The 25,086-nt window shown below is 34.8% G+C and carries 20 protein-coding genes; all 20 read left to right on the forward strand.

All coding sequences use genetic code 11. The features are described from left to right. Window positions 1-84 precede the first annotated feature (84 nt). Window positions 85-1,347, forward strand: a complete 1,263-nt coding sequence (gene yfmF, locus BLT48_RS12260; protein WP_035021901.1) for an EF-P 5-aminopentanol modification-associated protein YfmF — start codon at window positions 85-87, stop codon at window positions 1,345-1,347. Further along, window positions 1,347-2,648 (forward strand): EF-P 5-aminopentanol modification-associated protein YfmH, encoded by a 1,302-nt coding sequence (gene yfmH / locus BLT48_RS12265; RefSeq protein ID WP_089978299.1) that lies wholly within the window; start codon window positions 1,347-1,349, stop codon window positions 2,646-2,648. Before yfmF ends, yfmH begins: the two co-directional genes overlap by 1 nt. Beyond that, the gene (gene ymfI, locus BLT48_RS12270; protein WP_089978302.1) at window positions 2,645-3,370 is read left to right on the forward strand and encodes an elongation factor P 5-aminopentanone reductase; all 726 of its coding nucleotides are present in this window, start codon (window positions 2,645-2,647) and stop codon (window positions 3,368-3,370) included. Before yfmH ends, ymfI begins: the two co-directional genes overlap by 4 nt. A gap of 115 nt (window positions 3,371-3,485) precedes the next feature. Further along, window positions 3,486-4,349 (forward strand): helix-turn-helix domain-containing protein, encoded by an 864-nt coding sequence (locus BLT48_RS12275; RefSeq protein WP_411155651.1) that lies wholly within the window; start codon window positions 3,486-3,488, stop codon window positions 4,347-4,349. 85 nt (window positions 4,350-4,434) lie between these two features. Beyond that, on the forward strand, window positions 4,435-5,016 hold the full coding sequence (gene pgsA / locus BLT48_RS12280; RefSeq protein WP_089978308.1) for a CDP-diacylglycerol--glycerol-3-phosphate 3-phosphatidyltransferase: 582 nt from the start codon (window positions 4,435-4,437) through the stop codon (window positions 5,014-5,016). Window positions 5,017-5,200: 184 nt separating this feature from the next. Continuing rightward, window positions 5,201-6,463: a competence/damage-inducible protein A gene (locus BLT48_RS12285; protein ID WP_089978311.1), complete on the forward strand. Its 1,263-nt coding sequence runs from the start codon at window positions 5,201-5,203 to the stop codon at window positions 6,461-6,463. A gap of 161 nt (window positions 6,464-6,624) precedes the next feature. Beyond that, window positions 6,625-7,662, forward strand: coding sequence for a recombinase RecA (recA, locus tag BLT48_RS12290; protein ID WP_035021910.1), 1,038 nt, complete (start codon window positions 6,625-6,627; stop codon window positions 7,660-7,662). A gap of 306 nt (window positions 7,663-7,968) precedes the next feature. Then, complete coding sequence (gene rny, locus BLT48_RS12295) at window positions 7,969-9,528, forward strand: ribonuclease Y (RefSeq protein WP_089978313.1); 1,560 nt, start codon at window positions 7,969-7,971, stop codon at window positions 9,526-9,528. Window positions 9,529-9,711: 183 nt separating this feature from the next. Then, window positions 9,712-10,518 carry a TIGR00282 family metallophosphoesterase gene (locus tag BLT48_RS12300; RefSeq protein ID WP_013710323.1) on the forward strand — a complete coding sequence of 269 codons (807 nt, stop codon included), beginning with the start codon at window positions 9,712-9,714 and terminating at the stop codon, window positions 10,516-10,518. A 25-nt stretch (window positions 10,519-10,543) separates the two neighbouring features. Continuing rightward, window positions 10,544-13,168: a DNA mismatch repair protein MutS gene (gene mutS / locus BLT48_RS12305; protein WP_089978316.1), complete on the forward strand. Its 2,625-nt coding sequence runs from the start codon at window positions 10,544-10,546 to the stop codon at window positions 13,166-13,168. 28 nt (window positions 13,169-13,196) lie between these two features. Then, window positions 13,197-15,170 carry a DNA mismatch repair endonuclease MutL gene (gene mutL / locus BLT48_RS12310; protein WP_089978320.1) on the forward strand — a complete coding sequence of 658 codons (1,974 nt, stop codon included), beginning with the start codon at window positions 13,197-13,199 and terminating at the stop codon, window positions 15,168-15,170. An 81-nt stretch (window positions 15,171-15,251) separates the two neighbouring features. After that, window positions 15,252-15,689: a peptide-methionine (R)-S-oxide reductase MsrB gene (gene msrB, locus BLT48_RS12315; RefSeq protein ID WP_035021923.1), complete on the forward strand. Its 438-nt coding sequence runs from the start codon at window positions 15,252-15,254 to the stop codon at window positions 15,687-15,689. Window positions 15,690-15,877: 188 nt separating this feature from the next. Then, window positions 15,878-16,492: a Holliday junction branch migration protein RuvA gene (ruvA, locus tag BLT48_RS12320; protein WP_089978323.1), complete on the forward strand. Its 615-nt coding sequence runs from the start codon at window positions 15,878-15,880 to the stop codon at window positions 16,490-16,492. Window positions 16,493-16,526: 34 nt separating this feature from the next. Beyond that, the gene (gene ruvB / locus BLT48_RS12325; protein ID WP_035021929.1) at window positions 16,527-17,540 is read left to right on the forward strand and encodes a Holliday junction branch migration DNA helicase RuvB; all 1,014 of its coding nucleotides are present in this window, start codon (window positions 16,527-16,529) and stop codon (window positions 17,538-17,540) included. Between the two features lie 10 nt (window positions 17,541-17,550). Then, window positions 17,551-18,582, forward strand: coding sequence for a tRNA preQ1(34) S-adenosylmethionine ribosyltransferase-isomerase QueA (gene queA, locus BLT48_RS12330; protein WP_089978326.1), 1,032 nt, complete (start codon window positions 17,551-17,553; stop codon window positions 18,580-18,582). A 757-nt stretch (window positions 18,583-19,339) separates the two neighbouring features. After that, complete coding sequence (locus BLT48_RS12335; protein WP_035021936.1) at window positions 19,340-19,939, forward strand: TetR/AcrR family transcriptional regulator; 600 nt, start codon at window positions 19,340-19,342, stop codon at window positions 19,937-19,939. A gap of 68 nt (window positions 19,940-20,007) precedes the next feature. Continuing rightward, window positions 20,008-21,153: a tRNA guanosine(34) transglycosylase Tgt gene (gene tgt / locus BLT48_RS12340; protein ID WP_035021939.1), complete on the forward strand. Its 1,146-nt coding sequence runs from the start codon at window positions 20,008-20,010 to the stop codon at window positions 21,151-21,153. 99 nt (window positions 21,154-21,252) lie between these two features. Continuing rightward, entirely contained in the window at window positions 21,253-21,597 is a 345-nt protein-coding gene (gene yajC / locus BLT48_RS12345; protein WP_035021941.1) for a preprotein translocase subunit YajC, read from the forward strand. 158 nt (window positions 21,598-21,755) lie between these two features. Beyond that, window positions 21,756-22,043 carry a post-transcriptional regulator gene (locus BLT48_RS12350; protein ID WP_089978329.1) on the forward strand — a complete coding sequence of 96 codons (288 nt, stop codon included), beginning with the start codon at window positions 21,756-21,758 and terminating at the stop codon, window positions 22,041-22,043. A gap of 221 nt (window positions 22,044-22,264) precedes the next feature. Next, complete coding sequence (gene adhE, locus BLT48_RS12355) at window positions 22,265-24,895, forward strand: bifunctional acetaldehyde-CoA/alcohol dehydrogenase (protein WP_176944130.1); 2,631 nt, start codon at window positions 22,265-22,267, stop codon at window positions 24,893-24,895. Window positions 24,896-25,086 lie beyond the last annotated feature (191 nt).

Consider the following 25,086-nt stretch of genomic DNA (forward strand, 5'->3'; position numbering starts at 1 on the left):
TTCATGTCTGTTGCTGCTTTCTTTTTTTCATTATTTATTTTAAGATAGACAATGAACGCTTTTTAAGTTAGAGGAGGAAAAGGTATGTCCATTCAATTAAATGAAGGAGTTCATTTACATGTACTCCCCACTAAAAAATACAAAACCATTCGAATTATGTTGAAATTTCGTGCTCCATTAAATAAGAAAACGATTACTAAACGAGCTATGTTAGCGAATTTATTAGAAACAAATAGTAAAAAATACCCTACACAAACAGCACTAAGAAGTGTTCTATCAAATATGTATGGAGCTAGTTTTGGAACAGGTGTCAGTAAAAAAGGAAATACTCATATTTTTTCTATCAGTTTGAACTTAGTAAATGAAAAGTACCTTTCAAAAGGCGACAATGTATTACAAGAAGGTATCGACTTTTTAAAAGAAATACTATTTCAACCGAATGCAGAGAATGGGCATTTCCATGAACAAACCTTTAAGAGAGAAAAAGAAAATTTAGTAGATTATTACGATTCACTCTTTGATGATAAACAGACTTATGCCAGTCTTGCTTTGCAAGAGCTCTTATTTGAAGATGTTAATCAACAAATCCCTAGTGTGGGTTCAAAAGAAGATTTGGAAGAACTATCTCCTACCTCGTTATATGACTATTATCAAGAGCTGTTAAATCAAGACAAAATTGATATTTATCTAATGGGAGATGTTGATGAGGGTGAAATTCAATCAGCCTTTGAACAATTTAATTTTTCGCCTCGTGAAATCGTACCAACAAGCAGTTTTTACGCTGAAAAGGAACCCAATGAAGTGAAAAATAAAACTGAAGAACAAGACATTATTCAAGCAAAATTTAACCTTGGTTACACAACTTCAGTTTTTTATCACGAACCTTCTTATTATGCTGCACAAGTATTCAATGGCTTGTTTGGTGGATTTCCGCATTCAAAATTATTTATGAACGTTCGTGAAAAGGAAAGCTTAGCTTATTATGCTTCTAGCTCATTGGATACGTTTAGAGGAATGATGACGGTTCAAACAGGAATTGATAAGCAAAAAGTAGATCAGGTTCAAGAAATAATTGCCTTACAATTAAAAGAGATGCAAGCGGGCAATTTTACTGAGGAAGCAGTTTCTCAAACAAAAGAAATGCTGAAGAATCAACTTTTCCAATCAGAGGATAATCCTGGATCCGTTATTGAGCGTATTTATGCGTTACAATTGACCAAAGGGAAAATACTGACCATTGATGAATGGGTAAAAAGAATTGAAAAAGTTACTAAAGAAGAAATAATTGAAGTGGCCAACCAAGTGAAATTAAAGGCAACATTCTTTTTGACAGCGGAGGCGAAATAATGGAGAAAAAAGTTTACGAACAATTGGAAGAAATAAGTTATACCGAAACGTTAGATAACGGATTAAAGGTTACGTTGTTACCTAAAAATGATTTCCATAAAACATATGGATTGTTTTCCACAAACTTTGGTTCAATTGATAATCAATTTGTACCGAATGGCAAAACTGAAATGATTACTGCACCAGATGGAATCGCTCATTTTTTAGAACATAAACTATTTGAAAAAGAAGATGGAGATGTGTTCAACACGTTTGGCCGATTGGGTGCTTCTGCCAATGCGTTTACAAGTTTTACTCGAACAGCGTATCTTTTTTCTAGCACTAGTCATGTTTCGGAAAGTTTAACAACTTTATTAGACTTTGTTCAAGAACCTTATTTTACAGAGGAAACAGTAAACAAAGAAAAAGGGATCATTGCTCAAGAGATTCAAATGTACGAGGATGAACCAGATTGGCGCTTGTTTTTTGGTATTTTAGGAAATATGTATCCTAAACACCCTTTACACATCGATATTGCTGGAACTGTAGATAGCATTATGGAGATCACACCTGAATTATTGTATGAAAATCATGCAACTTTTTATCATCCTAGTAATATGAATTTGTTTGTTGTTGGGAAGTTAGATCCTGAACAAATGATGAAGTTGATTCGAGAGAATCAAGCACAGAAAGAATATGCTCCAGCCGAGGCCATCAAACGAATTTTCCCAGAAGAAACGGTCAAAGACATTAAACCGTATAATTTTATTCATATGACTGTGAATCGACCAAAGAGTATTGTAGGAGTAAAAGGAATAAGAGAAATTCCAAGTGGTATTGAAGCCTTAGAATACAAAACAACAATGGATTTATTGCTAACGCTATTATTTGGCCCTACATCAGCAAATTATTTAAAATTATACGATAAAGGTATCATAGATGATAGTTTTTCATTTGAATTTAACTTAGATCGTACGTTCCATTTTATTGATGTTAGTGGAGATACGAAAGACTCTGCAGTTTTTAGTGCCGAAATCAAAAAATTGTTACTTGGAGCAAAAATGAGTTCAGAATTAACTGATGAGAACTTAGCAATAGTTAAAAAGAAAATGATTGGACAAGAACTACAGTCGTTAAATTCACTAGAATATATTGCCAATCAATATAGTCAACCTATATATGGCGAAGCAACTTTATTTGATGTTGTTCCCATCATAGAAAGTATTACATTAAATGAGATAAAAAAAGCGGCTGAAGAATTTATGATTGAAGATCATATGACTACGTTTCATATTTTACCAAAAGGAGAGAAAGACGCGTGAAATTTGCCTTGATAATGGGAGCAAGTGGCGATATTGGGAAAAAAATTGCACAAGAATTAGCTGAAAAAGGTTGGTCGCTGTATCTGCATTACCATTCAAATATCAAAAGTGCTGAAGAACAATTGCAAGAGTATCAAGAACACTACCCTAAGCAAGATTTTTATGCATTGTCTTTAGATATGACTCAAGAAGAAGGAATTCCTCTTTTCCTGAAATCTATTTTTCAATTAGATGCTGTGATATTTGCAAGCGGCTTTACGACGTATCAATTGTTAACCGAAGTCTCTACTGTGGATATGGATCATATGTGGGCAGTACATGTTAAAACACCAATTGTATTGCTTCAACATTTACAGTCTAAATTAGCTCATTCTAGGAATGGAAGAATCATTTTTATTAGCTCGATTTATGGTGAAACAGGTAGTGCGATGGAAGTTCTTTACAGCACAACAAAGGGTGCTCAATTAGCTTTTGTAAAAGCTTATAGTAAAGAAATAGCTAGTTTGGGGATAACAGTAAATGCGATTTCTCCAGGAGCTATTGCTACGAAAATGAACCAGGATTTTACTTCAACTGAAGTAAAAGAACTAGAAAATGACATTCCTTTAGGGCGTTTAGGTAGTGTATCTGAAATCAGTTTTTGGGTTATGCAACTAGTAGATAAAAGAAGTGCATATATGACTGGTCAATCTATTGTCATCAGCGGTGGTTGGCTAAAATAAGAAAATTTAGTTATGCAGTATAAAGAAAAATTAATGTTTCTAAAGTATCAGGTATGTTATAATTCAAATAATATGAGATTTTCTCTCTAAAAAAGAGAACAGGTAGGTGAGACAATTGAATGAAATTGGTGAAAAATTAAAAGAAGCAAGAAAAGCTAAAGGTTATACTTTAGATGATTTGCAACAAATGACTAAAATTCAAAAACGTTACTTAATTGCTATTGAAGAAGGCAATTATGATGTCATGCCGGGAAAATTTTATGCTCGTGCATTTATCAAACAATATGCGGATACTGTTGGCTTAAATGGAGACCAATTATTAGAAGAATATACAGATGCGGTGCCTCATACCCATGATGAAGAATATGTAGAAAAAGTCTCTACGGATCAAACCCGTGTTGGAAAGAATACAGAAAGTGTGTTTTTAACAAAAGTCCAAGAGTATTTACCTACAATCTTAATTGGCATTATAGCGGTAGCTATTATAGCAGCCATCTATTTTGCAGTAATTAAGACAAATAATCAAGGTGATGAAGAAATGATTACTAAAGATTCTGCAGCAATATCTGTTTCTAGTGCAGATTCTGCAGCAACTGAAGAATCTGAATCTGCAACGGAATCCTCTAAAATAGCTGAATCTGAGGAAAGTGAAGAAAATCAAGGGATAGAAATCATTTCCTCTACTGGATCTGCTACAACTTATTCCGTTACAGGAAGTTCCGAAGGCAATACTTTAACACTAACTGCAACGGGTGGAGAATCTTGGATCAGTGTTGAAGCAGATGGAACAACCATTGATGCTCAATTAATAACGGATGGCTCTAACTTAGAAACAGAGGTTCCAGAAGGTACTTCAACATTAGTGGTTATCATTGGAAATGCTCCTGCAACAGAAGTTAATCTTAATGGTGAAGATATCTCATATGCTCCGGAAGCAGAAAATTCTGTTCGCCAAGAAATTAAATTTCAATTTGAATAACCCTTAAAATGAGAGTTTAAAAAGGCTATTGGGCAAGGATTTTAATAGTAACAGGCATATATTATTGGAGAGAGGAAGCAAAAAATTGAATTTACCGAATAAACTTACAGTATTGAGAATATTTATGATTCCAATATTTGTTATTGTAGTATTGGCACCATTTGATTGGGGCGTTTTTCAACTTTTAGGATCAACAATTGAAGTTACACAGTTGGTAGGGGCAGTTTTATTTGCTTTAGCAAGTTTTACGGATTGGTTAGACGGTAAAATTGCGCGTGATCGAGGATTAGTAACAAATTTTGGTAAATTTGCCGATCCCTTAGCTGACAAAATGTTGGTAATGACAGCTTTAATTATTCTAGTAGGGCAAGACTTAGCTCCTTCGTGGGTCGTATCTATTATTGTTTGTAGAGAGTTAGCAGTTACTGGATTAAGATTGCTATTAGTAGAGCAAGGTGGAACTGTTTTAGCAGCTGATTGGCCAGGAAAGATTAAGACAGCTACTCAAATGGTTGCCATTATTTTATTATTGGTTGATAATTTACCATTTGAAGGTATTGGGTTGCCAATGGCCTCTATTATGTTATATATTTGTTTATTCTTCACCATCTATTCTGGTGTAGACTATTTTGTTAAAAATAGTGCAGTGTTTAAAGGTCCAAAATAAAAAATTATTAAAATAGGAAAGAATAATGTGGAGAAGACTGTTTTTAACAGGTCTTCTTTTTTTTACCTCTTAAAAAGTATGGTAAAATAGGAAGGCAGTAACTAGTCTTTTATGGTTCTTAAGGTAAGTCAAATAAAAGTTGCGGAACAGAATTCGCGTATTATAGAATTAGGAGTGAAGTAAGATGAACGCTGAAATCATAGCAGTTGGAACAGAACTTTTAATGGGACAAGTAGTAAACACCAATGCTTCTTTTCTCTCTCGCGAACTATCATTATTAGGGATAGATGTTTATCACCAAGTAGTGGTTGGAGACAATCCGAAACGATTATTAGAAGTTATAGAAGTAGCAGAAAAAAGAAGTGATTTAGTTATCCTTTCAGGTGGTCTTGGACCTACGAAAGATGACATTACAAAACAAGTATTGGCTGAACATTTAAATAAAAAACTAATTTTAGATACAAGTACTATGGATAAAATAAGTAATTTTTTTGAAAATAGCAAACGAGTAATGACAGAAAACAATCGATTGCAGGCTATGGTGGTTGAGGGATCTACTGTTTTAAAAAATGAAACAGGACTTGCAGCAGGGATGCTTTTAAATCAAGACAAACAAGCCTTTTTATTATTACCAGGTCCACCTAGTGAGTTAGAACCTATGTTTATAAAAGAAGTAAGGCCATTGCTAATGGACGGACGTCCAAATGAAAACCATCTTGTATCAAGAGTTTTACGTTTCTTTGGTATTGGAGAATCTCAAGTAGCTGCTGAATTAGATGATTTGATAGAAGAGCAAAAAAATCCTACTCTTGCTACATATGCTGGGAAGCATGAAGTAACCTTACGTTTAACAGCAAACGGAAGCACTGAGGAAGCATGTCATTTCTTATTGGATAAGGTGGAAGCTATCATCCAACAACGCATAGGAGGCTATTTTTATGGGTATGGAGAGGATAGACGTTTAGTAAATGTAGTGACAGATTTATTAAACGAACAAAATCTGACACTTACAGCTGCTGAGAGCTTGACTGGTGGTTCTTTTCAACACCTTATAACAAGTGTTTCAGGTGCAAGTGACTATTTCAAAGGTGGAATTGTAACTTATAGTAATGATGCAAAAACAACTATTTTAGGCGTTACAAAAAAAACAATTGAAGAGTTTGGTGTAGTCAGTGCTGAGTGTGCGATAGAAATGGCAAAAAAAGCACAAGAGATGTTTGATACAGATTTGGCTATCTCCTTTACAGGAGTTGCAGGCCCAGATAAATTGGAAAATAAAGAAGTAGGAACTGTATGGATTGGTATTGCTACTAAAGAAACAGCATTTGCTAAAGAGTATCACTTTGGTAAAGGGCGTGAAAATAATCGAGAAAAATCGATCATGTCCGGACTAGATTTGATTCGAAGAGTGCTACTAAATTTGCCTATAGAACAAAAAGTTTTGTAAAATGAAAAAGAAATCAAGCGATTAAAAAAGACCGAATGTTTGTTCGCTTTTTTCTTGCTTTTTTTATAAAAAAAAGGTATGATAATGTTTGTAGCAGATGAAAATATGAATGAATAATTGAATAATTAAATAATAAAAGAGACTCGAGGAGGATTTATTTAATGGCAGACGATCGTAAACAAGCATTAGATGCAGCGTTAAAAAAGATTGAAAAGAACTTTGGTAAAGGTTCCGTTATGAAACTTGGAGAAAAAGTTGATACACGTATTTCTACAGTCCCTAGTGGATCATTAGCATTAGATGTAGCATTGGGAGTTGGCGGATTTCCAAGAGGAAGAATTATTGAAGTATATGGTCCTGAAAGTTCAGGTAAAACAACGGTAGCTTTGCATGCTGTTGCTGAAGTTCAAAAACAAGGTGGAATTGCTGCATTTATTGATGCTGAAAATGCATTGGATCCAAAATACGCAGCTGCACTTGGAGTAGATATTGACGAATTGCTGTTATCTCAACCAGATACAGGTGAACAAGGTTTGGAAATTGCAGATGCGTTGGTTTCCAGTGGAGCAGTTGATATTGTTGTCATTGACTCAGTTGCTGCATTAGTACCACGTGCTGAAATTGAAGGAGAAATGGGAGACTCTCATGTAGGATTACAAGCTCGTTTGATGTCTCAGGCTTTACGTAAATTATCCGGTTCAATCAACAAAACAAAAACGATTGCTTTATTTATCAACCAAATTCGTGAAAAAGTTGGTGTTATGTTTGGTAACCCAGAAATTACACCAGGTGGACGTGCTTTGAAATTCTATGCTACGATTCGTTTGGAAGTTAGAAGAGCTGAACAAATTAAACAAGGTACAGATATTATGGGTAATCGTACAAAAATCAAAGTAGTTAAAAATAAAGTTGCTCCACCTTTTAGAGTAGCTGAAGTAGATATCATGTATGGTGAAGGTATTTCTCAAGTAGGAGAACTTGTGGATATGGGATCAGAAAAAGATATCATTGATAAAGCAGGTGCATGGTACTCTTATGGTGGCGAACGAATTGGCCAAGGGCGAGAAAATGCAAAAAAATTCTTCAAAGACAATCCTGAATTAAGAGCTGAAGTAGAACAAAAAGTTCGTGCAGCTTATGGTATTGGAGAAGCTGGTGAAGTAGTAGAAGAGTCTGAAACTGATTTATTAGAAGATTAACTGAACTAGAAGATAGAGAACAGCCAATAAGCGTCTAAGCTTATTGGCTTTTTTTGAAAATAGTTTACTACAAATGGATGAAAAAGGATTCTTAAAAGAAATGGATCAATACTATGAAAGTTTATGAAAGGGCTACAAAACCATTATTTAAGTTGACATGTCTCTTCACTACAATTAAAATTAAGTTATCTATTAATTTAACATTAGATAACGGGTAGGTTTTATTGGTATAAAGCTATTCATGTTCTACCAAATAATGGATAACTATTAAATGACAAATTAAATAAATGATACGGAGGTGGAAGAATGGATTTTAAAAGTGTTGCCTTCGCTATCGTTACTTTAGTTGTCGGTCTTATTGTTGGATATCTCGTCCGCAAAGCAAGCCACGAAAAAGAACTAGCTGGTGCTAGAAACACTGCAACTGGAATATTGGAAGAAGCAAAAAGAGAAGCAGAAACCATGAAAAAGGAAGCGATGTTAGAAGCGAAGGATGAAAGCCACAAATATCGAACTGAAATTGAAGCAGAGCTGAAAGAGAGAAGAAATGAAGTTCTAAGACAAGAAAATCGTTTGTTGCAACGTGAAGATAACATTGATCGCAAAAACGATAGCTTAGAAAAACGTGAACACACACTCGAGGCGAATGAAGAGAGATTAAGTTCTAGACAACTACATGTTAACGATTTAGAGAAGAAAGCTATTGAGTTGGTCGAGCAACAAGAAAATGAATTGGAACGAGTTGCAGCTTTATCACGAGAAGAAGCAAGACAATTGATTTTAAAAGAAACAGAAAATGAATTGTCTCATGAATTAGCCGTAATGGTAAAAGATTCTGAACAAAAAGCAAAAGAAGAAGCAGATCGAAAAGCTAAAAATTTAATTGCGTTAGCCATTCAGCGTTCTGCAGCTGATCAAGTTTCAGAAACGACAGTATCGGTTGTAACGTTGCCTAACGATGAAATGAAAGGCCGTATTATAGGTCGTGAAGGTCGTAATATCAGAGCACTAGAGACCCTAACAGGTATGGATTTAATTATAGATGATACACCAGAAGCAGTTGTACTTAGTGGATTCGATCCAATACGTCGCGAAATTGCTCGAATGACTCTTGAAAAATTGATCCAAGATGGACGAATTCATCCAGCTCGAATTGAAGAAATGGTAGAAAAATCACGTAAGGAAATGGATGAAAGAATCAGAGAAATTGGAGAACAAGCTACTTTTGATGTAGGAGTACATTCTTTACATCCTGATTTAATCAAAATTTTAGGACGTCTGAAATTTAGAACAAGTTATGGTCAAAATGTTTTAAGTCACTCTATTGAAGTGGCTAAACTAGCTGGTGTGATGGCTGCTGAACTAGGAGAAGACGTTACATTAGCTAAGCGAGCAGGTCTACTTCACGATATTGGTAAGGCACTGGATCATGAAGTTGAAGGTTCACATGTTGAGATTGGCGCAGAAATTGGAATGAAGTATAAAGAGAATGAAACAGTTGTTAATGCAATTGCTTCACATCATGGTGACGTAGAAGCGACATCTGTCATTTCTGTTTTAGTTGCTTCAGCCGACGCAATATCTGCAGCGCGTCCTGGTGCAAGAAGCGAATCACTTGAAAATTATATTCACCGACTTGAAAAATTAGAAAGCATTTCTAATGATTTCGAAGGAGTAGAACAAAGTTTTGCAATACAAGCTGGTCGTGAAATCCGCATTATGGTCAAACCTGAAAAACTTGATGATTTAGCTGCAAGTAAGCTAGCGCGTGATGTTAGAAACCGTATTGAAAGTGAACTGGATTACCCAGGACATATTAAGATTACGGTTATTCGCGAAATAAGAACTATAGAATATGCTAAATAAAGAGTAGTATAGAAACCGATATGAGTCGATGATAAATCTGACTTGTATCGGTTTTTTTTGGGACTGTTGTTGAAAATTAGTATTAAAAAAATGAATAAGAAAATAAAATAAAAAGGCCAGCTTTTATTTCGGTGCGTTTATTGTTAAAATATAGAAGATGATAAAGAGAAGAGGAATAATTGAATGAAATTATTATTTATTGGAGATGTTGTAGGTTCGATGGGCCGTGAAATGGTTCATGATTACTTACCTAAATTGAAAAAAATGTATAAACCACAAGTCACTATTTTAAATGGAGAAAATGCAGCAGCGGGTCGAGGCATTACAGAGAAAATTTATAAAGGTTTTTTACAAGATGGTGTGGATATTGTAACAATGGGAAATCATACTTGGGATAACCGTGATATTTTTGAATTTATTGAAGATGCTAAAAAAATGATTCGTCCGGCTAATTATCCAGAAGGAACACCTGGAAAAGGGATCTCTTATATAAAAGTCAATCAACTTGAATTGGCTGTTATTAATTTACATGGCCGAGTGTTCATGACGGATGTCGATGATCCTTTTAGAAAAGCTGATGAACTAGTTGAAGAAGCGTTAAAGCGTACACCATTAATTTTTGTTGATTTTCATGCAGAAACAACTAGTGAAAAGCAGTCAATGGGATGGTATCTAGATGGGAGAGTATCAGCAGTAGTTGGAACACATACTCATGTACAGACGAATGATGCACGTATTTTACCAAATGGAACAGCTTATTTAACAGATGCTGGGATGACTGGACCATATGATGAATCATTAGGTATGGATCGTGATGCTGTTTTAAGAAAATTTTTGACGCAGATGCCAACACGTTTTGAAGTTCCAAAAGAAGGAAGAAAAATTTTGTCGGGCTGTTTTATCGATATTGATGATAGTACAGGTGAAGCTAAAAAAATTGAAAATATTGTGATTAATGAAGATCGTCCGTTTAATGGCGGTTTTGAATAAATAGGATACAAGGGGGCGGGAAAAAGTGCCACAAAAAACTAAACAAACGCCTATGATGGAGCAGTATCTAGGGATAAAGGCAAATTACCCAGATGCTTTTTTGTTTTATCGCTTGGGAGATTTTTATGAACTATTTAATGAAGATGCTATTAAAGCTTCTCAACTTTTAGAAGTTACGTTGACGAGTCGGAACCGTAATGCAGACGAACCGATTCCAATGTGTGGGGTTCCTTATCATGCAGCAAAAGGGTACATTGATAGTTTAATAGAGCGAGGATACAAAGTAGCTATTTGTGAACAAGTAGAAGATCCAAAAACTGCAAAAGGTATGGTGAAGAGAGAAGTCGTTCAGTTGATTACACCTGGAACAGCTATGGATACAAAGTCTATGGATGCTAAAACAAATAATTATTTGGCTGCTTTAACGAGTACCCATACAGGACATTATCACCTAGCATATGCTGATTTAAGTACAGGAGAATTAAAAACAACAACATTAAATTCATTGGAAGCGGTAATGAGTGAACTAATGAGTTTGAAAGCAAAAGAAGTTGTGTTTAAAGAAGCGATGGAAGTAGATGTGCAAGCAGAATTAGAGACAAAATTAGGCATCATGGTATCTACTCAAAAAGAAATGATGGAACGTGCAGAATTTTCGTATCTTACAAGTGAAATAGAGAACAGTGGCTTGATTGACGTTGTAAAATTATTGTTTTCTTATTTATACGTTACTCAAAAACGAAATTTAGGTCACCTACAAAAAGTAGAAGTTTATTCTCCTACTAATTATTTGAAAATGGATCATTATTCTAAGCACAATTTAGAATTGATTTCTTCGATTCGCACAGGACAAAAAAAAGGGACTCTTTTGTGGTTGTTGGATGAAACCAAAACAGCAATGGGAGGAAGACTTTTAAAACAGTGGATTGATCGGCCTCTTATTCAAGAACAACAGATTACGATGAGACAGAACATTGTTGAAAGTTTAATCAACCATTTCTTTGAACGAACAGATTTAAATGAAGCATTGACGAGAGTATATGATTTAGAAAGGTTAGCTGGAAGAGTGGCATTTGGGAATGTTAATGGACGTGACTTGATTCAACTCCAAACTTCTCTACTTCAAATTCCTCAGTTAGTTGAAATTATTCAGTTAATGAATAAAGATGAATGGGATCAATTGATTACCGACTTAGACCAAGTCCCCGAGGTTGTTCAGTTGATTGATCAAGCAATAGATGAAAATGCTCCTCTTTCGATAAAAGATGGTGGAGTCATTAAAGATGGATTCAATGAACAATTGGATCGTTACCGTGATGCTATGCGTAACGGTAAAAAGTGGATTGCTCAGTTAGAAGCTGAAGAAAAAGCAGCAACAGGCATTAAAAACTTAAAAATTGGCTATAACCGTGTTTTTGGTTACTATATTGAGATAACTAAAGTCAATCTTGCTAATTTGCCTGAAGGGCGTTACGAACGAAAACAAACTTTAGCAAACGCTGAACGGTTTATTACTCCAGAATTAAAAGAAAAAGAAATTCTGATTTTAGAAGCTGAAGAAAAATCCATGCTTCTAGAATATACTTTATTTGCTGAAGTTAGAGAAACGATTAAAGACTACATTGAACGATTGCAAAAATTGGCCAAAACAGTAGCCGCTATTGACGTGTTACAGAGTTTTGCAACGATAAGTGAAAAATACCATTATACTCGTCCTTTAATGGCCGCTAATAGCCAAGAAATCAGTTTGATAGAAGGACGACATCCCGTTGTAGAAAAAGTTTTGGGGCAACAAACGTATGTGCCAAATAGTGTTGAAATGGATCGAGATAATGAAATCTTACTTATTACTGGTCCAAATATGTCTGGTAAGAGTACCTATATGAGGCAATTAGCCTTAACCGTTATTATGGCTCAAATGGGCTGTTTTGTTCCTGCTGATAAAGCGATAATGCCGATATTTGATCAGATATTTACTCGTATTGGAGCAGCAGATGATTTAATTGCAGGCCAAAGTACCTTTATGGTCGAAATGATGGAAGCAAATGAAGCTTTGCGTTACGCTTCTAAGAACAGCTTGATTTTATTTGACGAAATTGGACGTGGAACAGCCACATATGATGGTATGGCTTTAGCAGAAGCTATTATTGAATACATTCATGAAAATGTTCATGCAAAAACGTTATTTTCAACCCATTACCATGAGTTAACCGTATTAGATGAACGACTGCCTCGCTTAACAAATGTCCATGTAGGTGCAGTAGAAGAAGAGGGAGAATTAGTCTTTTTACACAAAATGCTTCCTGGTCCTGCAGATAAGAGTTATGGGATTCAAGTAGCTAAACTTGCTGGACTTCCTAATGATTTGCTTTCACGTGCAGCTGTTATTTTAGAACAACTGGAGCAAAAAGAAGAAATCGTGTTGAATCGCTCTACTCAAATAGATTCATCTAACGAAACGTCAATTTCAAGTAAGCCTTCTCAAAAAGGAAAAGTTGAAGAGAAGGATGAAGGACAACTTTCTTTATTCGGTTTACTTGAAGATTCAGAGACTGAAGTCGTTAAAGCTGTTCGAAAGATGAATTTATTAACAATGACTCCTTTAGAAGCATTGAATTGCATTAGTGATTGGCAACAGAAATTGAACTGATTATAGTTAGTAGGAAGGAATGGAAAAGATGGCAAAAATTCAAGAACTCTCAGATGTATTAGCTAATCAAATCGCTGCTGGCGAAGTAATTGAGCGACCTGCTTCAGTAGTGAAAGAATTGATTGAAAATGCAATTGATGCAGAAAGCAGCCAGATTGACATTCTTATCGAAGAAGCTGGATTGAAAAAAATACAGATTATTGATAATGGACTAGGTATCGAACCAGAAGAAGTTCAAAATGCATTCAAGCGACATGCAACAAGTAAAATCTATTCTCGTGATGATCTTTTCCGAATTCGTACACTTGGATTTCGTGGTGAGGCTTTGCCTAGTATTGCTTCTGTTTCAGAGGTTACGCTAGAAACATCGATTGGTGGGGAACGTGGCACGTACCTTTCTTTAAAAGGCGGTAAAATTATTGAGGAAAAAGCGAATGAAGCAAGAAAAGGAAGCAAAATCACAATAGAAAACCTTTTTTTCAACACACCTGCTCGATTAAAATACGTAAAGAGTTTACAAACAGAACTGTCGAATGTGTCAGATATTGTCAATCGATTGGCTATCAGTCACCCGAATATTGCTTTTCGCTTGATTCACGATGGCAATCAGTTGTTGCGAACAGCAGGGAATGGCGATCTGAAACAAACTCTAGCAGGTATTTATGGAGTTGCTACAGCAAAAAAAATGAGAGAAATAAAGAAAGAAGATTTGGACTTTAGAGTGTCGGGTTTTATTTCATTACCTGAACTTACGAGGGCAAGTCGAAATTACATCTCTATTATTATAAATGGGCGCTACATTAAGAATTATTTATTAAATAAAGCTATTATTTCAGGATATCGGTCTAAACTTATGGTTGGACGCTATCCGGTTGCTGCTATTGAAATTAAGATGGATCCTTTGTTGGTAGATGTAAATGTGCATCCGACAAAGCAAGAAGTTCGCATTAGTAAAGAAAAAGAATTGATGCAATTGATAGAGTCCGCTATTCATGAGAGTCTAAGCAGAGAGCAACTTATCCCTGATGCTTTAGAGAATTTATCTTTTAAAAAGAAAACAGACTTGCCAATGGTAGGAACTGAACAGACAACGTTTGAGTTTCATCAAGAAAGAAACTCAAAAGAAAAAAATGAAAACAATAAAGAGTCCGAAAATAATTATTCATCTTCAACTTCTCATCATGAGTCTAATTTTTTTGAAAAGGCTAGTGTAGAAGAGACTGAAGAAGATCCGTTTTTCTTGCAAGAAAATACTCAAGAGTCTCGATTTGAATATGTTCCGCAAGAAAGTCATGGTGAAGAAATTCCAAATGAACAAGTCAGTGAATTAGTTAATTATCACCAAGAATCGCCATTAAAAACAGCCAGTAAATTAATGGATAAAAAAAAGGTCTCTACTGAATTCGTTGACCAATTTCCAACGCTAGAATATGTTGGTCAAATGCATGGAACATACTTATTTGCGCAAAATGAAAAAGGGTTGTATATTTTGGATCAGCATGCTGCTCAAGAGAGAATAAAATACGAGTACTTCCGAAAAAAAATTGGCGAAGTCAGTAATAATCTGCAAGATTTATTGGTACCTATAATGCTGGATTACCCAAATAGCGATGCAATCAAGATCAAAGAAAATAATGATGCATTGGAGACTGTGGGTATTTTCTTAGAACCATTTGGCCAGAATAGTTTTCTATTAAGAAGTCATCCTGTATGGTTCAACCAAGGTGAAGAAGAGAGTATCGTAAGAGAAATGATTGATCTGTTGTTGGAACAAGGCAGTATAAGTGTTGCTAAGTTTAGAGAAGCTACAGCCATCATGATGAGTTGTAAAGGTTCAATCAAAGCAAACCATTATTTAAGTGATGCGGAAGCTAGAGCGTTATTAAAAGACTTAAAGAAGACAGAAAATCCATATAATTGCCCGCATGGAAGACCGGTGTTGATTCATTTTACCAATAAAGATATGGAAAAAATGTTTAAACGTATCCAAGACCCTCATTAATTCTAATGAATTAAATTCAATGAATTGAAGCAACTCTTTAAAAAGTGTAGAATGAAAGTAGAATAAAAAAGGAGGATTTTCATGAACAGCTACGATAAAAACGAATTAAAGAATAAGTTAACCGATATTCAATATGAAGTAACTCAAAATGAAGCTACTGAACGTCCATTTACAGGTGAATACGATGATTTTTATAAAGACGGTATTTTTGTGGACGTTGTCAGTGGAAAACCATTATTTTCTTCAAATGATAAATATGATGCAGGATGCGGTTGGCCATCATTTACAAAACCAATTGAAGAAAAAGAAGTTATTGAAAAAATGGATGTAAAATTTGGTATGCAACGCACGGAAGTGAGAAGTTCAGATGCAAACTCTCATTTAGGACATGTCTTTCCGGATGGTCCTCAAGATAAGGGTGGTTTACGCTACTGTATCAATTCAGCAGCTCTAAGATTTGTACCAGTGGATAAATTAGAAGAAGAAGGGTACGACAGTTACCGCAAATTATTTGCTTAATGTAGTAAGTTAAATAGAAAAAGCATTCTCTAACTGTTCATGCGGTTTAGAGGGTGCTTTTTTATTTTGTCTAGGATTATTTAGGTAGCAGCTCCTTTTATGGATGCAAATGTGGTAAAATAAATAGCGAACAGGTGTGCCTTTTTGCATCTAGTACAACGATAGAATGAGTGAATGGAGAAAATAATATGTATGAATACATTAAAGGGATAGTGACATTTGTTAGTCCTGCGTACATTGTCCTTGAAACAAACGGGATAGGGTATCAATTGTTTATAGCTAACCCGTTTCGCTTTTCAAGTAAATTAAATGAGGAAGCAACAATTTATGTTCACCAAGCTGTTCGAGAAGACGCCATTACGTTATATGGTTTTAAAGATTATACTGAAAAACAATTGTATCTAAAATTGCTTAGCGTCTCAGGTATTGGACCCAAAAGTGGATTAGCTATTTTAGCTAATGATAATCATCAAGGTCTTGTACAAGCAATTGAAAATGAAGATGCCGCTTATTTAACAAAATTTCCAGGAGTGGGTAAAAAAACGGCGTCACAAATTGTTTTAGATCTAAAAGGAAAATTAGCTGACTTGACAGTTACACCAGTAGAAAATACAGTTGATTATCAACAGGAATTAGTGTTGTCCAATAATTACAATCATGTTACTGAAGCAGTAGAAGCTCTAGAAGCGCTAGGATACAGTGTGAAAGAGATCAAAAAAGTTGAACCGCAAATTCGTAAATTAAATAAAGAATCGACAGATGCTTATTTACGAGAAGCTTTGCGATTATTGATGAAGAAGTAAGCCAAGTGTATAAAAAGAAAAGTGGTGAAAAACAATGAATCCAGAAGAACGCATCATTTCCGGTGATAGCAGTACAACAGAAGAAATTTCGTTAGAAAAATCATTACGTCCACATTATTTAGCGGAATATATCGGCCAAGAAAAAGTAAAAAGAGAATTGTCGATTTATATAGAAGCAGCCAAGAATCGTGAAGAAGCACTAGATCACGTCTTACTTTATGGTCCACCTGGATTAGGGAAAACAACGATGGCAATGGTGATCTCAAATGAAATGGACGTAGCCATACGAACAACAAGTGGTCCTGCAATCGAGAAGGCAGGAGATTTAGTTGCTCTTTTGAATGAATTAGAAGCTGGAGATGTTCTATTTATAGATGAAATTCATCGTATGCCTAGACTCGTTGAAGAGATGTTGTATTCTGCTATGGAAGATTACTTTGTAGATATCATTGTAGGACAAGGACCAACTGCACACCCTGTTCACTTCCCGTTGCCGCCTTTTACTCTTGTAGGTGCAACAACAAGAGCAGGATTGTTATCAGCTCCTTTAAGAGACCGTTTTGGCATTGTCTCGCATATGGAATATTACACAGTAGAAGAGCTGAGTGATATTGTTTTGCGTTCAGCAGATATCTTTAATACTGAAATAATCGAATCAGGTGCAATTGAAATTGCCAGACGATCGAGAGGGACTCCTCGGGTAGCAAATCGCTTGTTGAAACGTGTAAGGGATTATGCTCAAGTAGAATCCAACGGTGTGATAAAAAAACAAATAGCAGATGAAGCATTGGCAATGTTGCGAATCGATCAAGAAGGATTAGATTTTGTTGATCAAAAATTATTAAAAACGATGATTGAAAATTATCATGGTGGACCAGTTGGATTGTCTACGATTGCAGCTAATATTGGAGAAGAAATTGAAACGATTGAAGATATGGTTGAGCCATATTTGTTGCAAGCAGGCTTTCTTCAACGGACCCCACGTGGAAGAATTGTAACTCATATGGGTTACACTCATCTCGGTTACCCAATTACTTATACAGATTAGGAGTATGACTATGTTAACAACAAAAGATTTTGATTTTGATTTACCAGAAGAATTAATTGCTCAAACCCCTTTAGAAAACCGCTCAAGTTCAAAATTATTAATTTTAGATAAAGAAACTGGAGAAGTTGACGATAAGCACTTCACGGATATCCTTGAGGAACTTAATGAAGGTGATGCACTGGTTATGAATGATACACGCGTACTTCCAGCACGGTTACACGGAGTAAAACCATCAACAGGCGCACATCTTGAAATATTGTTATTAAAAAATACAGAAAAAGATCAATGGGAAACGCTTGTTAAACCAGCTAAGAAAGCTATAGTGGGTGATGTCATTTCTTTTGGGGATGGAAGACTGACTGCGACTGTAATGGAAGAATTAACTCATGGAGGAAGAATCATCGATTTTTCTTACAATGGTATCTTTTTAGAAGTTTTAGAGTCATTAGGAGAAATGCCTCTTCCTCCATACATCAAAGAGCGATTAGAAGATAGTGAACGTTATCAAACCGTGTACGCAAAAGAAAACGGTTCTGCTGCTGCCCCTACAGCTGGCTTGCATTTCACAGAAGAACTACTAGAACAAATCAAGTCAAAAGGTGTAAAATTGGTCTTTTTAACGTTACATGTAGGTCTTGGCACTTTCAGACCTGTTAGTGTAGATTCAATTGAAGATCATGAAATGCATTCAGAATTTTATCGTTTAACAGAAGAATCTGCTGCAGAATTAACAGCTGTTCGAAACAATGGCGGTAGAATTATTGCTGTAGGAACAACCTCTATTCGTACGCTAGAAACGATTGGTACCAAGTTTAATGGAGAAATAAAAGCAGACAGCGGATGGACGGATATTTTTATATCACCGGGTTATACCTTTAAAGTTGTAGATGCTTTTTCAACTAACTTTCATTTGCCAAAATCAACATTGGTCATGTTGGTCAGTGCTTTTGCAGGCAGAGAGCACGTTTTAGCTGCTTATCAACATGCAGTAGACGAAAGATATCGTTTCTTTAGTTTTGGAGATGCCATGTTTGTTAAATAAAGTCTTTCATTAATCTGAATACAAACAAAGGGTCTATAATTTTTAGTGTTGGTAGATTTCTAAAATTGATTATACAAAATTTTTGGAAGAATAGGGGTTGCTTGTAGCCATGCATTGGATTCAATACGAATTACAGAGCGTTGACGCTTCAGCGATTACGCTTTGTTTGAGGCTTGAAAGCCTGAAGATGATAAGCTTCAGGCGGTCTCATGGCTCTATACAAGCAAACCCGTTCATTCCAGAAGAAATTTTAGTTTGATGCATCAACACTATTTGTCATACAACCCAAAAAAAATAGAAGTTGGCTTTTTAGGCCAACTTCTATTGGTTTTTAGAGAGGATAGGAGCAAATCAGCGAATAGTTTAAAACAAACACTTACTTGAACTTCTTTTAAAACGACATACAGTTTCTTTACTACTTAGGTTAAACTGCCTTTAAACTTTTAAAAAACGTAACTACTGTGTTGCCTAAGGTCCAGCTTTATTTTTAAACGAATGTGACAGTGAATCTTGTAACTAAAAACAGAATGTTGATTTTTTTGCTTCTTCTACTTCTAAACACTAAAGAAATTCAACTGATTCACTCATATGAGCATCTCTCTATCCACTTATAATATACCACGATTAGAAAGCGGTTACCAGTGAAGTGACTTAAAGTTAAAAAATAACTTGTTTTCTAAAATTAATGTGATAAACTATTATATTGAGTGAGTGCATACTTGTTTAAAAGTGTGGTAAATTTGGAGGTCATTATGAAGTGGCAAATGTAAACACGGAAGCATTAACAAAAACGCAGCAACGTATAATTGAGGCGGCATTAGATTTAGTTTCACATGTGGGCTATAAAAGTACTACAACAAAGATGATCGCACAAAAAGCTGAAGTTAATGAAACAACTATTTTTAAAAATTTTCAATCTAAACAAGTTTTAATAGATACTGCTTTTAAACAACACACAAAACAAATCACTGATGAAGTGGATAAGTTTTTTTCTCAGAGTTTTAAAGACACAACGGACTTAATGCAACAGTCCGGTCGCTTTATTGCGGATATTTTTGACAGGCATCGCCAGATTGTTCTGAGTACGATTAAAGAAGTAGGCAATGAACAAACAAAATCAATTTTTAACTATAAACAAGAATACATTCAGCAATTACTCTGTAGTAAATTAAAAGAATTTTCGAAGGATCATTCATTGACTGATCAACAGTATGAAACCATTGTTTTTATGTTTAATAGTGCTATTATGAGTCTTTTAGTTGATAAAGCTAGAAAAGAGTGTTCAGAAGATGATGAACAAGAACAGACGATTCATTTGGATGATGTTATTGAGTTAATATTAAAAACTGTGCGTTAAAGAATTGCAAATGGTAAAAAAAGTCACTGAATTTGTAATTTAAGAAGAACGAAAGTAGGAATGGAAACATGTCAGAACCAGCAATTAAATACCGATTGATAAAAAAAGAAAAACATACAGGTGCAAGACTAGGAGAAATTATTACTCCTCACGGAACGTTTCCAACACCTATGTTTATGCCAGTTGGAACGTTAGCGACTGTAAAGAGTATTGCTCCTGAAGAATTAGAGTCAATGGGAGCAAATATTATTTTAAGCAATACGTATCATTTGTGGCTGCGCCCGGGTGAGGATATCGTTGAAGAAGCAGGCGGACTACACAAGTTCATGAATTGGGACAAAGGTATTTTAACCGATTCAGGCGGATTTCAAGTATTTTCATTAAGTGATTTGCGTAGAATTGAAGAAGAAGGGGTTCATTTCAGAAACCATTTAAACGGATCGAAAATGTTCTTGTCTCCTGAAAAAGCCATTAATATCCAAAATAAACTAGGTCCAGATATTATGATGAGTTTTGATGAATGTCCGCCTTTTGACGAAAGTTTTGACTACGTAAAAAAATCAGTTGAACGAACAAGTCGTTGGGCTGAAAGAGGATTAAAAGCTCATGCCAAACCGGATAGCCAAGGATTATTTGGGATTATCCAAGGCGCTGGATTTAAAGAACTTCGACAACAAAGTGCTCGTGATTTAGTATCAATGGATTTCCCAGGGTATTCAATAGGAGGGTTATCTGTTGGAGAACCAAAGGAAAGTATGAATAAAGTACTAGAATACACTACACCTCTTATTCCAGATGATAAACCTCGTTATTTGATGGGCGTAGGAACTGCCGATTCTTTGATCGATGGTGTCATGAGAGGAGTCGATATGTTTGATTGCGTATTGCCTACTCGTATTGCTCGTAATGGGACATGTATGACCAGTAAAGGTCGAGTGGTTATTAAAAATGCACAATATGAACGCGATTTTGGGCCTTTGGATGATAAGTGTGATTGCTACACTTGTCGAAATTATACAAGAGCTTATATTCGTCATTTGATTAAAGCGGATGAAACATTCGGATTACGTTTGACTAGTTACCATAATTTGTATTTCTTATTAAATGTAATGAAAGATGTAAGACAGGCTATCATGGATGATAACTTATTGGAATATAGAGAAAGTTTTTTTGAAGAATATGGTTATAATAAACCAAATGCTAGAAATTTCTAAAGGTTTTATAAGAATGTTGTTTAAGAGATAGTAAAAAGACTAGATGTTTGGTAAAGTAAGTAATGTAAAGATGATTGAATCGGAGAATGGAGTGGAAAAATGGAGTTAATTCTTAATTTTGTACCTTTTATTGCGATTATGGGTTTGATGTATTTTATGATGATTCGCCCGCAAAAAAAAGCTGCTACAAAAACACAAAATATGCTTGATGCTATGAAAAAAGGCGACTCAGTTGTAACAATTGGTGGACTACATGGGATTATTGATGAAGTGAATACGACCAATAATACTGTTGTACTTGATTGTGACGGAATCTTTTTAACGTTTGAAAAGAAAGCCATTGCTCGCATAGTGACTAATGGAGTTTCAACTCCCGTAGAAGATCTTGGAACAAACACACCATCTCAAAATATAGTAGAAAACAATACTGACGAAAAATTTTAATCGTTACACTTAAGAACTTAAAGGGTGCTATCAGACTAAAACTGATAGCACCCTTTTTAATGCAATAGTTGTATTTTAAAACAAATTATGTTATTTTGTTTTAAAGTTCTGTAGCAGTTATATAAAGGAAGAGAAAGCAGTTTTTAGATAAGGAGTGCATGCTGTTGATCAATGAATCCTTTGCTTGTTATGCCAAGTATGAGCCGTGGTTAAAGTTGAAAATGCAAGAATTTAATCAAATGGGTTACCACCAAATAAACGAAGAAGATTTATGGAAATACGTTACAAACTTCTGTTGGAAAAGAATAAAACCAGCACACTATTACCAACAAATTAATGATATTATGAGGATTACACCAAATCAGTACTTAGATTTTGCTGCTTTAGAAGCTCAAGTTTATAAAGTTACTTCACTTGAAGAGATGGACTTTGATGATTTATTTTAAAAAGAGGAATCAGTGTAGTTGACTGGTTCCTCTTTTTTAAAGTGTATTTGTGAAGTATATAACATTTGAAACGAAAAAAATCGAAACATGTAAAATTATTAAAACCTTTCATTTAAAGGTTTTAAAATGAATTTAACTAAATTTCACTATTTTTCTTTACAAAAAAACGAAAATAAAGTATGATGATTGTGAAATAGATAACAACACTAGGAGGATTTAAAATGATGGAAGTTACTATGAAAGAAAAAATCAAAACAGATAAAAAAAATACTGTAAGCAATCAAGTTAGCGTAGCCGATGCAATCGACACTTTAGTTCGCCGAGGGAAAGAAGCCTTAAGTGTCTTAGAAACGTTCGATCAAGAAAAAGTAGATTTTATTGTTCATCAAATGGCAATGGCAGGCTTAAATCAACACATGCCTTTAGCTAAAATGGCAGTTGAAGAAACAGGTAGAGGAATTTATGAAGATAAATGCATTAAAAATATGTTTGCCACAGAATCTATTTGGAATACAATTAAACATGACAAAACTGCAGGTATCATAAGTGACGATGAGCAAAGCCAATTAATTGAAATTGCCACTCCAGTTGGAATCGTTTGTGGCGTAACTCCTGTAACTAATCCAACTTCAACAACATTATTTAAAGCACTAATTTCTATCAAAACACGTAACCCAATTATTTTTGCTTTCCACCCAAGTGCTCAAAAATGTTCAGAAGCTGCAGCACAAATCGTGTTGAATGCTGCTGTTAAAGCAGGAGCTCCAGAAAACTGTATCCAATGGATTAAACAACCCTCTCTTGAAGGGACTAACTTATTGATGAATCATTCAGATATCGCTATCGTACTAGCAACTGGTGGATCAGCAATGGTAAAAGCAGCCTATTCAACTGGAAAACCAGCTCTAGGAGTGGGACCAGGAAACGTTCCTAGCTATATTGAAAAGTCAGCAAAAATTAAACGTGCTGTCAATGACGTTATTGCTTCAAAATCATTTGATAATGGAATGATATGTGCTTCAGAACAAGCAATTATTGTCGATCAAGAAATTTATGATGAAGTAAAAGCAGAGTTTATAAAACATCAAGTACATGTTATTAAACCAAATGAATTAAAGAAACTTGAAGATGCAGTAATGAATCAAACTAAAACAGCTGTTAATGCATCTATCGTAGGAAAATCAGCAGAAGATATCGCTGAGCTTGCAGGGATCAAAGTTCCAAAAGGGACTAAAATTATTATTGCTGAATTAGATGGAGTAGGCGAAAATTATCCATTATCACGTGAAAAATTATCTCCAGTATTAGCTATGCTTAAGTCAACTTCAACTGAAGATGGATTCTCTTTAGCTCAACAAATGCTAGAATTAGGTGGTTTAGGTCACTCTGCAGCAATCCATACATTAGATGATGAATTGGCCAAAAAATATGGAGAACAAATGAAAGCATGTCGTATTTTAGTAAATTCTCCTACAGCACAAGGTGGTATCGGCGATTTGTATAATAACATGATTCCTTCATTAACTCTTGGATGTGGTTCATATGGTAAGAACTCAGTTTCCAAAAACGTATCTACTATTAACTTAATGAATATTAAAACAATTGCAAAACGTAGAAATAATATGCAATGGTTTAAACTGCCATCAAAAATCTATTTTGAGAAATATTCTATTCAATATTTACAAAAAATGGAAAATATCAAAAAAGTATTTTTAGTCTGTGATCCTGGTATGGTTCAATTTGGATATGCAGATAAAGTTATCAATGAATTAAACAAAAGAAAAGATAATGTACAAGTAGAGATATTCTCAGCAGTAGAGCCCAACCCATCAACGAATACAGTTATGATTGGAACAGAAGCTATGATCCAATTTCAACCTGATACCATTATTGCTATCGGTGGAGGTTCAGCAATGGATGCAGCCAAAGCAATGTGGTTATTCTACGAAAAACCTGAAACGGAATTCTTTGGAGCTAAACAAAAATTCTTAGATATTCGTAAAAGAACGTACAAAATTCCTACTTTAAATAAAACTCAATTTGTTTGTATCCCAACTACATCAGGAACTGGTGCAGAAGTAACACCTTTTGCAGTTATTACAGACAGTGAAACACATGTGAAATATCCTTTAGCTGACTATGCATTAACACCTGATGTTGCTATTATCGATTCACAATTTGTTATGAGTGTTCCTAAATCTGTTACTGCTGATACGGGTATGGATGTATTGACACATGCTATTGAATCTTATGTATCTGTTATGGCAAGTGACTATACAAAAGGATTAAGCTTACAATCAATTAAATTAGTTTTCCAAAATTTACGTAATTCATATGAATATGCAAATGAAGAAGCAAGAGAAAAAATGCATAATGCTTCTACTATGGCTGGTATGGCATTCGCAAATGCATTTTTAGGAATAAGCCACTCAATTGCTCATAAAATAGGTGGGGAGTATAATATCGCTCATGGACGTACAAATGCAATCTTGTTGCCTCATGTAATCCGTTATAATGCAAAAGATCCTTCAAAACACGCATTATTCCCTAAATATGAGTTCTTCAAAGCTGACGAAGACTATGCTGAAATTGCTCGTTTTATGGGATTCAAAGGAAATACAACAGAAGAGTTAGTGGAATCATTAATCTTTGAAATTGATAAATTAGGAAAAGACGTCGGTATTGAGATGAATTTGAAAGCTCAAGGTGTAACAAAAGAAGTTTTATATGACACTGTTGATCATATGGCTGAATTAGCATTTTTAGATCAATGTACAACTGCGAATCCAAAACAACCCTTAATTAGTGAGTTGAAACAAATTATTCTTGATGCATTTGAAGAAATCCATTAAGAACAAAAAGAAAAGCTAAGGCAAAAATTGCCTTAGCTTTTTTTTTACGCTCTTAATGCAATTAGTTGGATAAAGGACTTGCAAAAATATGAAATCAAGGTATACTTTTAACATAAGTTAGGCAAGCCTAAAAATAGCGAGTGGAAGCTGGTAGGGCTTTAAATTACAGGTGAAAAAAGATGATCCAATTG

The sequence above is a fragment of the Carnobacterium viridans genome, assembly GCF_900102725.1.
Taxonomy (GTDB): domain Bacteria; phylum Bacillota; class Bacilli; order Lactobacillales; family Carnobacteriaceae; genus Carnobacterium_B; species Carnobacterium_B viridans.

Coding starts and splice junctions, on each gene's coding strand:
- yfmF (WP_035021901.1), top strand. CDS start 85: ATGTCCATTCAATTAAATGAAGGAGTTCATTTACATGTACTCCCCACT.
- yfmH (WP_089978299.1), top strand. CDS start 1,347: ATGGAGAAAAAAGTTTACGAACAATTGGAAGAAATAAGTTATACCGAA.
- BLT48_RS12285 (WP_089978311.1), top strand. CDS start 5,201: ATGAACGCTGAAATCATAGCAGTTGGAACAGAACTTTTAATGGGACAA.
- recA (WP_035021910.1), top strand. CDS start 6,625: ATGGCAGACGATCGTAAACAAGCATTAGATGCAGCGTTAAAAAAGATT.
- rny (WP_089978313.1), top strand. CDS start 7,969: ATGGATTTTAAAAGTGTTGCCTTCGCTATCGTTACTTTAGTTGTCGGT.
- BLT48_RS12300 (WP_013710323.1), top strand. CDS start 9,712: ATGAAATTATTATTTATTGGAGATGTTGTAGGTTCGATGGGCCGTGAA.
- mutL (WP_089978320.1), top strand. CDS start 13,197: ATGGCAAAAATTCAAGAACTCTCAGATGTATTAGCTAATCAAATCGCT.
- msrB (WP_035021923.1), top strand. CDS start 15,252: ATGAACAGCTACGATAAAAACGAATTAAAGAATAAGTTAACCGATATT.
- ruvA (WP_089978323.1), top strand. CDS start 15,878: ATGTATGAATACATTAAAGGGATAGTGACATTTGTTAGTCCTGCGTAC.
- ruvB (WP_035021929.1), top strand. CDS start 16,527: ATGAATCCAGAAGAACGCATCATTTCCGGTGATAGCAGTACAACAGAA.
- queA (WP_089978326.1), top strand. CDS start 17,551: ATGTTAACAACAAAAGATTTTGATTTTGATTTACCAGAAGAATTAATT.
- tgt (WP_035021939.1), top strand. CDS start 20,008: ATGTCAGAACCAGCAATTAAATACCGATTGATAAAAAAAGAAAAACAT.
- yajC (WP_035021941.1), top strand. CDS start 21,253: ATGGAGTTAATTCTTAATTTTGTACCTTTTATTGCGATTATGGGTTTG.
- BLT48_RS12350 (WP_089978329.1), top strand. CDS start 21,756: ATGCTGTTGATCAATGAATCCTTTGCTTGTTATGCCAAGTATGAGCCG.
- adhE (WP_176944130.1), top strand. CDS start 22,265: ATGATGGAAGTTACTATGAAAGAAAAAATCAAAACAGATAAAAAAAAT.